Here is a 13,425-nt window from a genome sequence, read left to right on the forward strand (position 1 = left end):
GTCCACCGGGAGTACCCGCCATGTCGATGTCCTTCGGATCCCCCTTCGGATCACCCGATCCCTTCGGGGAGATGCTCAACCGCTTCTTCGGGATGTCGCCCGGATCGGCGCCGCCACAGGTGCAGCGGGTCCCCATCGGCCGCCTGCTGACGGACTCGGCGCGCGAGCTGATCGGCCGGGCCACCAACAAGGCGGTGGAGGACGGGAGTTCGGACCTCGACACCGAGCACCTGCTGTGGGCCGCGACCCAGGTCGACCCCGCCCGCACACTGCTCGCGCAGGCGGGGGCGGAGCCCGACGCGCTCGCCGCCGCGATCGCCAAGATCCTTCCCGGGGAGAGCGCCGAACCGTCCGCGCAGCCCGGGCTCACCCCGGCCGCCAAGCGCACCCTCTCCGCGGCGCACGCCCGCTCCCAGGCGGCAGGGGTCTCGTACATCGGGCCGGAGCACATCCTCGGCGCGCTCCTCGACGACCCGGACTCCGGCGCGGGACGGCTGCTGCGCTCCCAGGGCGCGGACACCGGCCGGCTGCGCGGCGCCGCCGACCAGGCCGCCCGCACCGAGGGCGTCCCGGCCGGCGCGAGCAGGGAGAACAGCGACACCCCGACGCTCGACGAGTACGGCCGGGACCTGACCGAGGAGGCGAAGGCGGGGAAGCTCGACCCGGTGGTGGGCCGGGCCGAGGAGATCGAGCAGACCGTCGAGATTTTGTCGCGCAGGTCGAAGAACAACCCGGTGCTGATCGGTGAGCCGGGGGTCGGCAAGACGGCGATCGTGGAGGGTCTGGCCCAGCGGATCGTCGCGGGCGAGGTGCCGGAGACGCTGAAGGGCAAGCGGGTCGTCGCGCTCGACCTGTCCGGGATGGTGGCGGGCGCGCAGTACCGCGGCCAGTTCGAGGAGCGGCTGAAGAAGGTCATCGAGGACGTCCAGAACGCCGGCGGTGACGTCATCCTCTTCATCGACGAACTCCATACGGTCGTGGGCGCCGGGGCGAGCGGTGAGGGCGCGATGGACGCGGGCAACATGCTCAAGCCCGCCCTCGCCCGCGGTGAACTGCACGTCGTCGGCGCCACCACCATCGACGAGTACCGCAAGTACGTGGAGAAGGACCCGGCCCTGGAACGCCGCTTCCAGCCCGTGACCATCCCCGAGCCCAGTGTCGACGAGACCGTCCAGATCCTGGAGGGCCTGCGCGACGCGTACGAGGCCCACCACCAGGTGCGCTTCGCCGACGGCGCGCTCGTGGCCGCCGCCGAGCTCTCCGACCGGTACATCAGCGACCGGTTCCTGCCCGACAAGGCCATCGACGTGATGGACCAGGCGGGCGCCCGGGTCCGGCTGCGCGGCGCGGGCCGCTCCACCGAGATCGTCAGCCGCGAGGACAAGATCGCCAAGCTGAGCCGTGAGAAGGACCAGGCCGTCGCCGCCGAGGACTTCGAGCGGGCCTCCGAACTCAAGCAGCAGATCGCCGACGTCCAGGGCGAGCTCGCCGGGATCGAGGAGCGCCGCGAGGGCGTCGTGCAGGTGACCGCGAAGGACATCGCCGACGTCGTCTCGCGCCGCACCGGCATCCCGGTCGCCCAGCTCACCGCCACGGAGAAGGAGAAGCTGCTCAAACTGGAGGACGCCCTGCACGACCGGGTCGTCGGCCAGGACGAGGCGGTCGTCGCCGTCTCCGAAGCCGTCCGCCGCAACCGCGCGGGCATGGGCGACCCGAACCGGCCCGTCGGCTCCTTCCTCTTCCTCGGCCCGACCGGCGTCGGCAAGACCGAACTGGCCAAGGCCCTCGCGGAGTTGCTGTTCGGCGACGAGAACCGCATGGTCCGCTTCGACATGAGCGAGTTCCAGGAGAAGCACACCGTCTCCCGGCTCGTGGGCGCCCCGCCCGGATACGTCGGCCACGAGGAGGCCGGACAGCTCACCGAGAAGGTCCGCCGCCAGCCCTACAGCGTGCTGCTGTTCGACGAGGTCGAGAAGGCCCATCCGGACGTCTTCAACACGCTGCTCCAGGTGCTCGACGACGGCCGGCTCACCGACTCGCAGGGCCGCACCGTCGACTTCCGCAACTGCGTCGTCATCATGACCTCGAACATCGGCGCCCAGCGCATCCTCGCCCATCACGGCGACGTGTCCGAGATCAAGGCTGACCTGATGCAGGACCTGCGGGGCCGCTTCCTGCCCGAGTTCCTCAACCGCATCGACGAGATCATCCTCTTCCACGGCCTCACCCAGGACGACCTCGGCGAGATCGTCGACCACCTCCTCGACCGGAGCGTGCGCCGCGTCCACGCGCAGGGCATGACGCTCGAGGTCACCGAGGCGGCGAAGAAGCTGCTCGTCGCGCACGGCCACCAGCCCGAGTTCGGCGCCCGGCCGCTGCGCCGCACCATCCAGAGCGAGCTCGACAACCGGCTCGCGTCGCTGATGCTCAGCGGCGAGGCCGAACCCGGCGACACCATCGTCGCCGACGTCAAGGACGACGCCCTCGTCTGTTCCGTACGCCACGGAGCGGACCCGGGGACCGGAGAGGAGGACGCCACGAGCGGGGACATGGAGGCGGCGCGGTCCGCCTCCTGAGTCTCACCCGTTCGGCCCACCACCGCTCGCCGCCCGGCGCGGCCCGCACAGAGAGTTCGGTCATGACCCAAACACCTTACGAACCGCAGAGCCCGCACCGGGCCGCCGACGAGAAGGAGGCGCCCGGATCCATCCCCGAGGGCCCGCTCGGCCGGCTGGCCCAAGCGGCCTGGCAGGCGGTTCTCCTCGCGGGTGTCGCCGCGCTGATCATGGGCGTGCTCGTCCTCGTGTGGCCCGGCGCCTCACTGTGGGCCGCCGGCATCCTGTTCGGCGTGTACCTCGTCGTCAGCGGTGTCTTCCAGCTGGTCACGGCGTTCGGCACGCACGTGACGACCGGGCTGCGCGTGATGGCGTTCATCAGCGGCGCCGTCTCCGTCCTCCTCGGCCTGTTCTGCTTCCGCGGCGCGATGCAGTCGATCCTGCTGCTCGCCCTGTGGATCGGCATCGGCTGGCTGTTCCGCGGGATCACGCAGACCGTCGCGGCGGCCTCGGACCCGGCGATGCCGGCCCGCGGCTGGCAGGCGTTCCTCGGCGTGGTCAGCGCCATGGCCGGCATCGTGCTGATCGTCTCGCCGTTCGAGTCGGTCGCCGTCCTGACGCTGGTCGGCGGCTGCTGGCTGGTGGCGATGGGCGTCGTCGAGATCGTCGAGGCGTTCATGATCCGCAGCCGCTCGAAGCAGATCCCGCGCGGGGCCTGACCCGCGCGCGACGCACCGGTGCCCCGGGCTCGTCCTCGAGACGAGCGCGGGGCACCGGTGCGTCCGGGGGCGGGGCCGGTCAGACGCCGACGGCCTCCTCCATCTCCTCCTCGCTGTCCTCCTCGGCCCGGGCGCGCTCGGTGCGGGCCGGGGCGGCGTGGGCGGGTGCGGCGTGGGCGCCGTGTCCCGCGGCGGCCAGGCTCCGCTCCTGCCGGTGCTCGTGCAGGGCGGCGATCCCGAGGACGACCGCGCCGACCAGCAGCCAGGCGGCCAGCGTCCACACGTTGCGGCCCAGGTCGTGGCTGCCGAAGTAGAGGAGGCTGCGGGCGCCCTCGACGAACCCGGCGCCGTTCCAGAAGGCGTGCAGGCTGCCGAAGAAGCCGTTCTGCAGCTCGGGCCGGAAGATTCCGCCGGAGCTGGTGAAGTTCAGCATCACGAACAGCACCATCACGCCGAGCGTCGTCCACCGCTTCAGGAAGGTGTGCAGGCCGACGCCGATCAGCAGGATGCCCGCCGAGTACAGCCACGTCATGCCCCACAGGCCCCACAGGTGGGCGTGCGCCAGATGGAAGACGGGCCCGGCGAACGCGGCGCCGATCAGGCTGACCACGCCGGAGGCCCCGACGACGAGCAGCGTGCGGGTCCGCATCCGCAGCACGGCGCCCGCGCCGCCGATCACGGCGACCGAGGCGTACGAGCCGATGCTGACCGCCACGAGCAGGAAGAACAGGCCCTGTCCCGTCGGGTCGTCGGACACCGGAGGCGCCACGTCGGTCACCTTCAGGGGGTCGCCCTGCTGGGCCGCGACCGGCGTGAAGATCTTCTCGACGACGGACACGGTGGTGTCCGAACCGGCCGAGGCGACGATCAGCTCGGGGGAGTCGCCGACGACGTACGCGCCGTCGATGTCCCGCGTCATCAGCTGGTCGACCGCGGCGGACCTGGTGTCGACCGTGCGGACGTCGAGGGCGTCGCCCGCCTTGTCCTTCACGGTCTGCGCGAACACCTTCGCCTCGGGCCCGGCGCCGACCACCGCGACGGGCAGATGGTGCGGCTCGGGCGAGGCGAAGGCGCCGAGGTAGGCCAGGCCCATGCCGACACACATCAGAAGGGGGGTCAGCAGATGCGTCAGAACGTGGCGCAGCGCCGGATTGCGCGCGGCGGACATGGGCGGGACCTCCATGGGTTGGCAAATACAACCTTTGCTTGTGGTTGTACTCTACAACGAAATGGAGGCCAGAGGGGACCGGCGTGGGTGTGAGGGGCGCCACGGTCCGCCCGAGGTCACGCGCCGACCATGCCGGTCGCCCCGACCACGCCGGCCGCGCCGGGGTTCAGGCGGGGCGGAGCGTGAAGGGGTGTCCGGCCGGGTCCGCGTACAGGCGTGCCTCGTGCGGACCGGGCGCGTCCCGGGTCCGGAGCGGCCGCGCGCCCAGCTCGACGATCCGGCGCTCCGCCTCGTCGAGGTCCTCCGGCGCCGTGAGGAGGTCCAGATGCGCCTGCTGCGCGTCCTCCGGGCGCGGCCAGCTCGACGGCGCGGCCGCGGGGTCGCGGCGGAACGCCATGCGGGTGCCCCGCTCTCCGGTCACCTCGACGCGCTCCCCGTCCGGCGCGACGACGACCTCGCCGCCTAGCAACGCCTCGTAGAACTCGGCCAGCCGCGCCGGATCCTGGCAGTCCAGGACCAGTACTCCCGTGTGCACCAGGCTCATGCCCCGCCTCCTCCGCTCGTGGAGAGGGCGGGGTACCCGATCCGGCCGCGCCGATTCCCCGCGCTCTCCGTGTAGGACGCGCGGCCGGGGGAACCCGGGGCGTTCAAGGAGGTACCGACCGTGATCGCTGTTCTGCTGGTTCTGTTGCTCGCTCTGATCCTCTTCGGCGTCGGCTTCGCCGTGAAGGTGCTCTGGTGGGTCGCCCTGGCCGTTCTCGTCCTGTGGCTGCTCGGCTTCCTCGTCCGCGGCACGACCGCGAGCGGGTCGAGGTCCCGCTGGTACCGGTGGTGAGGCCGCCGATCCGTCCGCCGCGACTCCGGGAGGAGTCATGACCCAGACCGAGATCCACGCGCCGGTCCGCTTCCTGGGGGAGCGCTTCGACTGCGCCCAGGCCTGCACCGAGTGCGCCAAGCGGTGCGTGACGTCCGTCGGGGCCGCCGATCTCGGTGCCGTCACCGCCGGCGCCCCGCGCCGGCCGAACCTGCGCCGGGCTCTGCTGCGCTGCGCCGAGGTGTGCGACGCCACCTGTCGGCTCCTGTCCGAGGAGCTCCGCCAGGACCCGTACGGGATGCGGCTGCACGTCGAATGGTGCCGGGCCGTCAGCCTGGAGTGCGCCCAGGCCTGCGACCGGGCCCCGGACGCCGGCGACTGCGCGGGGTGCTGTCGCCGGTGCGCCCGGGCGTGCACGGAGTTTCTCGCCGCCCTCGTGTGACTCGCAACAGGTGCGCGGCCCCGTTGATCTGACATCCAGTCAGTCCACGGCATTCCCTATTTCTGGAACGCGTTCTACTGTGTGCGCCGTCGCATCCGCGCCTGAAGTCCGGGCCGAGGCAGCCCGGTCGACCGCCAGGAGGGGCCGTGCACCTCGAATACACGCCTGAGCAGCAGCAGTTGCGCACCGAGCTGCGCGCCTACTTCGCCCAGCTGGTCCCCGAGCACGCGTACGCGCGCTACGAGGACCCCGCCGCGCAGAAGCGGTTCTACCGCGAGACGGTGCGCCGGCTCGGGGCGGACGGCTGGCTCGGGGTCGGCTGGCCCGAGGAGTACGGCGGGCGCGGTCTGACGCCCATGGAACAGTTCATCTTCTTCGACGAGGCCGCCCAGGCCGGCGTTCCGCTGCCGCTGATGGCGCTCAACACCGTGGGCCCCACGATCATGCAGTTCGGCACCGACGAGCAGAAGGACTTCTTCCTGCCGAAGATCCTCTCGGGGGAGATCGACTTCGCCATCGGCTACAGCGAGCCCGACGCCGGCACCGACCTCGCCGCGCTGAAGACCCGCGCCGTCCGCGACGGCGACGACTACGTCGTCGACGGCCAGAAGATCTGGACCACGAACGGCGACACCGCCGACTGGGTCTGGCTCGCCGTGCGCACCGACCCCGACGCGCCGCCCCACAAGGGCATCACGATGCTCCTCGTCCCCACCTCGGACCCCGGCTACTCCTGCACCCTCATCAACACCCTCGCCTCCCACGACACCACGGCGAGCTACTACGAGAACGTGCGCGTCCCCGTCAGCCGCCGGGTCGGCGACGAGAACAAGGGCTGGCGGCTCATCACGAACCAGCTCAACCACGAGCGGGTCACCCTCGCCGCGCACGGCACCATGGCGATCCGCGCCCTGCACGACGTGCAGCGCTGGGCCATGGAGACCAAGCTCGCCGACGGCCGGCGCGTCATCGACCTCGGCTGGGTCAGAAAGCGCCTCGCCCAGACCCACACCAAGCTCGACGCGATGAAGCTCCTCAACTGGCAGATGGTGAACGCCGTCCAGCAGGGCACCCTCACCCCCCAGGACGCCTCCGCCGTCAAGGTCTACGGCTCCGAGGCCCGCCGCGACGCCTACGCCTGGCTCATGGAGATCGTCGCCGCGGCGGGCGCACTGAAGGAAGGCAGCACGGGCGCGGTCCTGCACGGCGAACTGGAGCGCGGCTACCGCTCCGCCGTGATCTTCACCTTCGGCGGCGGCAACAACGAGATCCAGCGCGAGATCATCTCCTGGATCGGCCTCGGGATGCCGCGCGTACGGCGCTGAGGCGAGCGGCACGACCCGCCCCGGACCGGGGCGGGTCGTGCGCGTGGTTCCTGTGCGCTTCCTGTGATGCCCGTCTCCGGTTGCGGAGTTGTCGGACGGTCTGTCAGTCGGGTGCGGTAGACATGCTCCGCGGGCCGACCCGTGCCGTACGGACCACCATCCAGGGGGAATCTTGAACAGCCGAACCGCAACACTCGCCGCCCTCGGAGCCGCCGCCGCACTGGCGCTCACCGGGTGTTCCGACACCGAGGAGCTGTCCTACGGCGACAAGGCGACGAAGGACAACCTGGAGGTCAGCGTGGTCCGGGTGGAGACCGGGTCCAACGGGGACCTCTCGGTGCTCAAGGACGCCTCCGAGTACCAGGGCCGCACGCCCTACTACGTCCACTACAAGGTGACCAAGTCCGAGTCCGGGGACGTGGACGGGCCCTCCTTCGACGTCACCGCGGACGGGGACCTGCTGACGCGGCTCGACATCATGGCCGCCTTCCCCGAGCCGGTCGTCGGCGACGACGGACAGCTCAGCTACGAGGAGGCGCCGAAGTTCGACAAGTGCCTCGACGAGCACGACTCCGCGAAGTTCGCGAAGGCCCCGGCCGGCGAGAGCTACGAGGGCTGCTCGGTCTACCTCTCCGAGGCGGGCTCCGACGCGTCGCCCGAGAAGGTCGAGTGGGTCAAGGGCGGCCTGCTGCGCAGCAGTGACGACGAGCCGTTCGCCGTCTGGAAGTGAGCCCTCCGGGGCCCGCGCCCCGGCCGGCTCTGGCGTCCCGCCCGGAATCTCCGCACACTGGGCCCATGGGCTCACCAGAGCAAGCGCCGGATCCGGGTCTGTTCGGGCCCGACTCCGTGACCTGGCAGATGCACGCCGACCCCATGATGTGGATCGCCGGGGTGCGGGCCCTGTACCTCCAGGCCCTGCACCCCCGCGCGGTCCGCGGCGTCCTCCAGAACAGCGACTTCCGGCGCGACGCCTGGGGCCGGCTCATGCGCACGGCGAGCTTCGTCGGTACCACCACGTACGGCACCACCGAGGCCGCCGAGCGGGCCGGGGCCCGGGTCCGGAAGATCCACAGCCGGCTCGGCGCCACCGACCCGGACACCGGTGAGCGCTACGGCGTCGACGAACCCGCACTGCTGCTCTGGGTGCACTGCGCCGAGATCGACTCCTACCTCCACGTCGCCCGCAGCTCCGGATTCCGGCTCACCGACGCACAGGCCGACCGCTACATCGCCGAGCACCGCACCAGCGCCCGCCTCGTCGGCCTCGACCCCGACCGCGTCCCCGGATCGCGGCGCGAACTGGCGGCCTACTTCGAGAGCGTGCGGCCCGAGCTCGCCGCCGGACCCGAGGCACGCGTCGTCGACGACTTCCTGCGCAGGCCGCCCACCCCTGCGCTCCTCGTCCCCGCCCGCGCCCTCCTGTGGCGACACGTCGCGCACCTCGCCTACGACGCCCTGCCGCCGTACGCCCACACCCTGTACGGCAGACCCGCACCCGCCCCGGCCGTCGTCACCCGCCGCCTGCGCGCCACCGGCACCGCCCTGCGCCTCGTCCCCGCATGGCTGCGCTGGCAACTGCCCCCGAAGCACGTCCTGCGGGCCGTGGCACGACTTGGTCCCGAAACCCGTCCGGCACCGTACAAAACCGGCAGCAGGCTGGCCATACTGGACGGGCCGGGGGAGGGCGCAGCGAGCTGACGGGGGCGACAGCGGGACATGCGGGAGCTGGGGGAGACACGGGACACCGGACTGCTCCACGGGCGGTACCGGCTGCTCGAACCGATCGGCCGCGGCGGCATGGGCGAGGTGTGGCGCGCCCGCGACGAGTCGCTCGGCCGGCACGTCGCCGTCAAGTGCCTCAAGCCCGCCGGGCCGCAGCGCGACCAGGACTTCACGCGCGTGCTCCGCGAGCGCTTCCGCCGCGAGGCCCGTGTCGCCGCCGCGCTCCAGCACCGCGGCATCACCGTCGTCCACGACTTCGGCGAGTACGAAGGCGTCCTGTACCTCGTGATGGAGCTCCTGGAAGGGCACGACCTGAGCTGGCTCCTGGAGGACGACGGGCAGCACCCGCTACCCGTCGACGACATCGTCGACATCGCCGCACAGGTCGCCGCCGCCCTCGCCTACACCCACGCGCAGGGCATCGTGCACCGCGACCTCAAGCCCGCGAACATCGTCCGGCTCGCCGACGGCACCGTGAAGATCTGCGACTTCGGCATCGCCCGCCTCGGCCACGACATCGGCCTCACCTCCCGCCTCACCGGCACCGGCATCGCGATGGGCACCCCGCACTACATGTCGCCCGAGCAGATCGGCGGCGTCCACGTCGACGAGCGCAGCGACCTGTACTCCCTGGGCTGCGTCCTCTACGAGCTCGCGACCGGCGCCCCGCCCTTCGACCTCGTCGACGCCTGGGCCGTGCTCGTCGGACACCGCGACACCGTGCCCGAGCCGCCCCGGAGCCTGCGCCCCGACCTGCCCCGCCACCTGGACCGGATCATCCGGGACCTGCTCGCCAAGGAACCCGACGACCGGCCCCGCGACGCCGCCGAGCTGGCCGCGCGCATCGCCGCCGTCCAGACCGGAGCCGCGGCCCCGCACCGCCCCGCAACACCCCGGAGGCAGTCCGGCCCGCGCCCTCGGAAGAGCCCCGGCTGCCGTCCTGGACCCGCGGCATGACCACCGGACACAAGGCAGCCGGAGGCGCGGGCCTCCGGACGACACCACCGGACCCGGCCGGAGGCCTCGCCCGCGACTGGATCCCCCGGAGGAACCAGGGGACCCCGGGGGCGATGCGCGCGGTCTGGCCCAGTGCGGCCGAACAGTCAGTGGACGTAACGGAGTTGCGGGACTCACTCACCGCGCGGCACAACGCCGCACTGTCCCTCGGTCGGCAGGGCCGCTGGGACGAGGCCGGCGAGGCGCACGGCGCGGTCGCCGCAGCGCGCGAGCACGCCCTGGGCCCCGACCACCCCGACACCCTCGCCAGCCACTACGAAGTGGCCTTCGCCCTCAGCCGCACCGGCCGTGCGAGCGACGCCCTGCGCACGTACCGGCGCGTCGTCGAGGGCCGGGAGCGGACACTCGGCGCCGAAGACCCCGACACGCTCGGCGCCCGCCAGGAAGTCGCCTACGTGCTCGGCAAGTTGGGGCGGCATTTCGAGGCCCACCAGATGTACACCGCGGTCCTCGCCGCCCGCGAGCGCGCCATGGGCGCCGACCACCCCGACACCCTGCGCTGCCGCCACAACCTCGCCTTCAACCTCAGCCGGCTCGGCCGCGTCGAGGAGTCGCACCGCATGGCGGGCGAGGTCGCCGAGGCGCGCGCCCGCGTCCTCGGCGCCGATCACCCCGACACCCTCGTCACCCGCTGCGAAGTCGGCTACACCCTGGGCCAGTTGGGTCGCTGGAGCGAGGCGCTGCGCACCTACCGGGACGTGGCCGACGCCCGCGCCCACGCACTGGGCCCCGACCACCCCGACACGCTCGCCGCCCGCTACGAGGTGGGCATCGGCCTCGGCCGGCTCGGCCGCAGCGCCGAGGCGCTCACGCTGTACCGGGACCTCGTCGACGACCGCACCCGGGTCAGCGGGCCCGAGCACCCCGAGACACTGCGCGCCCGGCACGGCCTCGGCGTCAACCTCGGCCGTCTCGCCCGCTGGGAGGAGGCCCTCGCCGAGGCCCGCGACGTGTGCGCCCTGCGCGAGCGGGTGCTCGGCCCCGACCACGTCGACACCCTGATCAGCCACCGGGAGGTCGCCGTCGGCCTGGGCTGGCTCGGCCGCTGGCACGACGCGCTCGGCGCGTACCGCACCGTCGCCGCCGCACGCGAGCGCGTCCTCGGAGCGGCCCACCCCGACACCCTCACCAGCCGCACCGACGAGGCCCACTGCCTCGAACAACTGGGCCGCACGGCGGAGGCGGCCGAACTGTACCGCCGGGTGGAGGGGTTGCGCCCGCGCGGCTGAGCCGGGGACCGGCCGAGTCGTCGGTCGTCCGGGGTCATTAGGGTCACACGCATGGCTGTTCAGAGACTCGACCACGCGCCGCTCCACGACTTCGGCACCTGGGTGCCGCTGCTGCGACTGCTGCGACGCCACGGGGAGGGCCGGAACGCCGACACTGATTGGTACGCGTCGGGGCGGATCGGCGCGGCCGAATGGAGCCTGCGGCTGGAGGATCCCGCCGCGGCGTACGAGTCCGGCGCGGCGGGCCCGGTGTGCGAGGCGGTCGCGGCCGCCGGGGTCGAGGGCGTGACGTTCTCGGTGCGGTTCACCCCGTCAGGGCCCGCGACGCTCCGCGTGATGGGACTCGAGCGGCCGGACGCGCCGAGCCCCGGAATGCTGCTCCTGGTCGAGGGCGCGGTGCCCGAGCCCTGGCGCCGGCTGCCCGATCCGGCGCCGGACGCGGTGCCGGCCCCGACCGCGGACCCGGAGCTGCTGGCCCGCACGATCAAGGAGCGGATGCCGGCCGCCGAAGGGGCGAGCGACGTGCAGATCGCGGACGCGGAGGCACGGCTCGGCGTCCCGCTGCCCGACGAGTTGAAGGCGCTCTACCGGGTCGCAGACCTCAAACTCCACTCGGACTCGGACGCCGGTCGCCGGGAAGCGCTGCGGTACGAGGAGGCGGTCCGGTGGGAGCCCTACCCGCTGGCCTCCTGCCACATCGCCGACGCCACCACGCGGCCCGCGCCCTGGGACCACGCCGCACTGGAGGCCGTCGGCGCCGATCCCGACGCGCGGGTGCAGGGGCTGGTCGGCTCGCCCGGCTGGATCGTGTTCGGGGAGAACGGCGGCGGTGACCGGCTCGCCGTCGACCTCACGCCCGGCCCGCGCGGCCACGTCGGGCAGATCATCCTCATCGGCCACGAGGAGTACGTCGGCGCGGAACTCCTCGCGGACTCCCTCACGGACCTGCTGTTCGGGCGCGGACGCGAGGAGGAGCGGCGAGAACCGGAGGCGCGGCGAGCGGCCGTCGCCCACGTCAACATCCATGCCACGCCGAGCGTCGAGGCCGCAGCCCACCCCGGCCTGGAGGTGCTCTCCATCGGAGTGCTGGACGGGGAGCCGGTCAGTCTCGCCCCAGCTGTGGGCCTGCCCCGGCTGCGCACCCTGTCAGCGTCTCCGGGCACGCTCGCCGACCCCTGCGAGATCGCCCGCCTCACCGGCCTGGAGTTCCTGAGCCTCGGCCCCCGCGAATGGCGGGTGCTGCTCGACGCGGACGCGGTCCCGCGCGGTCTGTCGGCGGCGGCGATCGACACGCACGGCCTGCCGGAGACGACACCGGTCCCGGTCGCCCTCGCCAACGAGATCCTGGCCCTGTGGCACCGCCCGCCGATCGTCCGCACCCTCCTCAAGGGCGACCTCGGACCGGCGGACCGGCACCACGGCTGAGACACCGCCACCGGGGGCGGAGCCCCGCCGTCTCAGCCGCCGAACACGCCCCGCAGCGCCCCGATCTTGCGCGGCAGGTCGTACTCGGCGCCGCCCTCGTGCCCGTTGTACGGGAACACCTCGATCGACGCCGGACCCGCGTAACGGTGATACGCGGCGAACACGGTCGACGAGGGGCAGATCTTGTCCATCAGGCCGACCGAGAACCAGCCCGGACTCGTCGCCCGCGCCGCGAAGTTGACCCCGTCGAAGTAGGACAGGGTCTCCATCGCGGACTCCACGCCGAAGCGGTGCCCGGACAGGAAGCGGGCGATCTCCGCGTACGGGCCGTTGTCGGTGATCTGCGAGGCGCGCCGGTAGTGGCACAGGAACGGCACGTCGGCGATCGTCGCCGCCACGTCCTCGCGCAGCCCGGACACGGCGAGCGCGAGCCCACCGCCCTGGCTGCCGCCGAGCACCGCGACCCGTGCCGCGTCCACCGCCTCGTGGGCGCGGACGGCGTCGACGGCCCGCACCGCGTCGGTGATCAGCCGCCGGTAGTAGTGCCGGTGCGGGTCCTCGATGCCCCGGGTCAGGAAGCCGGGCGAGGACGAGCCGTGCCCCTCGGGCGCCACGTCGGGCGTGTCGGCGGTGTTCTTGCCGCCGCCGCCCTGCCCGCGATTGTCCATCACCAGGTGCGCGTACCCGAGCGCGCTCCAGGTCAGCCAGGAGTACGGGATGCCCCGGCCGCCGTTGTATCCGATGTACTGCACGACCGCGGGCAGCGGCCCGGTGCGCCCGCGCGGCAGCAGCAGCCACGCCTTCACCGGCTGCCCGCCCCACCCGTTGAACGTCACGTCGTACACGTCCACCGTCGCGAGCCCCGCGTCGTGCGCCACGAAGCGGGCGTCCAGCGGGTGTCGCGCCGCGTCCTCCAGGGTCTTGCGCCAGAACGCGTCGAAGTCGGCGGGCTCCTCCGGCTCCGGGCGGTACTCCCGCAGCCGGTCCAGCGACATGTCGAACAGCAAGG

The 13,425-nt window shown here is 72.7% G+C and carries 11 protein-coding genes and 1 pseudogene; 9 read left to right on the top strand and 3 right to left on the bottom strand.

The annotated features are described in order from the left end of the window. Positions 1 to 20 precede the first annotated feature (20 nt). Both IAG42_RS32375 and IAG42_RS32380 read left to right on the top strand, forming a co-directional pair. The gene (locus IAG42_RS32375; RefSeq protein ID WP_188340503.1) at positions 21 to 2,576 is read left to right on the top strand and encodes an ATP-dependent Clp protease ATP-binding subunit; all 2,556 of its coding nucleotides are present in this window, start codon (positions 21 to 23) and stop codon (positions 2,574 to 2,576) included. 62 nt (positions 2,577 to 2,638) lie between these two features. Then, positions 2,639 to 3,274 (top strand): HdeD family acid-resistance protein, encoded by a 636-nt coding sequence (locus IAG42_RS32380; RefSeq protein WP_188340504.1) that lies wholly within the window; start codon positions 2,639 to 2,641, stop codon positions 3,272 to 3,274. Between the two features lie 79 nt (positions 3,275 to 3,353). Here IAG42_RS32380 and IAG42_RS32385 read toward each other — a convergent pair whose 3' ends face one another. Then, positions 3,354 to 4,442, bottom strand: coding sequence for a hypothetical protein (locus tag IAG42_RS32385; protein ID WP_223206247.1), 1,089 nt, complete (start codon positions 4,440 to 4,442; stop codon positions 3,354 to 3,356). Positions 4,443 to 4,608: 166 nt separating this feature from the next. After that, positions 4,609 to 4,986, bottom strand: coding sequence for a VOC family protein (locus IAG42_RS32390; RefSeq protein WP_188340506.1), 378 nt, complete (start codon positions 4,984 to 4,986; stop codon positions 4,609 to 4,611). 120 nt (positions 4,987 to 5,106) lie between these two features. Between IAG42_RS32390 and IAG42_RS32395 the strand changes: the two genes are divergently transcribed. The 7 genes and pseudogenes from IAG42_RS32395 to IAG42_RS32425 all read left to right on the top strand — a co-directional run bounded on the left by IAG42_RS32395 (position 5,107) and on the right by IAG42_RS32425 (position 12,416). After that, on the top strand, positions 5,107 to 5,277 hold the full coding sequence (locus IAG42_RS32395) for a hydrophobic protein (RefSeq protein WP_188340507.1): 171 nt from the start codon (positions 5,107 to 5,109) through the stop codon (positions 5,275 to 5,277). A gap of 37 nt (positions 5,278 to 5,314) precedes the next feature. Next, positions 5,315 to 5,698, top strand: a complete 384-nt coding sequence (locus IAG42_RS32400; protein WP_188340508.1) for a ferredoxin — start codon at positions 5,315 to 5,317, stop codon at positions 5,696 to 5,698. 146 nt (positions 5,699 to 5,844) lie between these two features. Beyond that, a complete protein-coding gene (locus IAG42_RS32405) occupies positions 5,845 to 7,023 on the top strand; it encodes an acyl-CoA dehydrogenase family protein (RefSeq protein ID WP_188340509.1) in 1,179 nt (392 codons plus the stop codon). Positions 7,024 to 7,195: 172 nt separating this feature from the next. Beyond that, positions 7,196 to 7,753: a hypothetical protein gene (locus tag IAG42_RS32410; protein WP_188340510.1), complete on the top strand. Its 558-nt coding sequence runs from the start codon at positions 7,196 to 7,198 to the stop codon at positions 7,751 to 7,753. A 65-nt stretch (positions 7,754 to 7,818) separates the two neighbouring features. Further along, entirely contained in the window at positions 7,819 to 8,721 is a 903-nt protein-coding gene (locus IAG42_RS32415; protein WP_188340511.1) for an oxygenase MpaB family protein, read from the top strand. Between the two features lie 18 nt (positions 8,722 to 8,739). Then, positions 8,740 to 10,991: pseudogene (locus IAG42_RS32420) on the top strand (tetratricopeptide repeat protein). 51 nt (positions 10,992 to 11,042) lie between these two features. After that, a complete protein-coding gene (locus IAG42_RS32425; protein ID WP_188340512.1) occupies positions 11,043 to 12,416 on the top strand; it encodes an SMI1/KNR4 family protein in 1,374 nt (457 codons plus the stop codon). Between the two features lie 32 nt (positions 12,417 to 12,448). Here the strand turns inward: IAG42_RS32425 and IAG42_RS32430 are convergent, their stop codons facing one another. Then, complete coding sequence (locus IAG42_RS32430) at positions 12,449 to 13,423, bottom strand: acetylxylan esterase (protein WP_188340513.1); 975 nt, start codon at positions 13,421 to 13,423, stop codon at positions 12,449 to 12,451. Positions 13,424 to 13,425 lie beyond the last annotated feature (2 nt).

The sequence above is a fragment of the Streptomyces xanthii genome (assembly GCF_014621695.1).
GTDB classification, from domain to species: Bacteria; Actinomycetota; Actinomycetes; order Streptomycetales; family Streptomycetaceae; genus Streptomyces; species Streptomyces xanthii.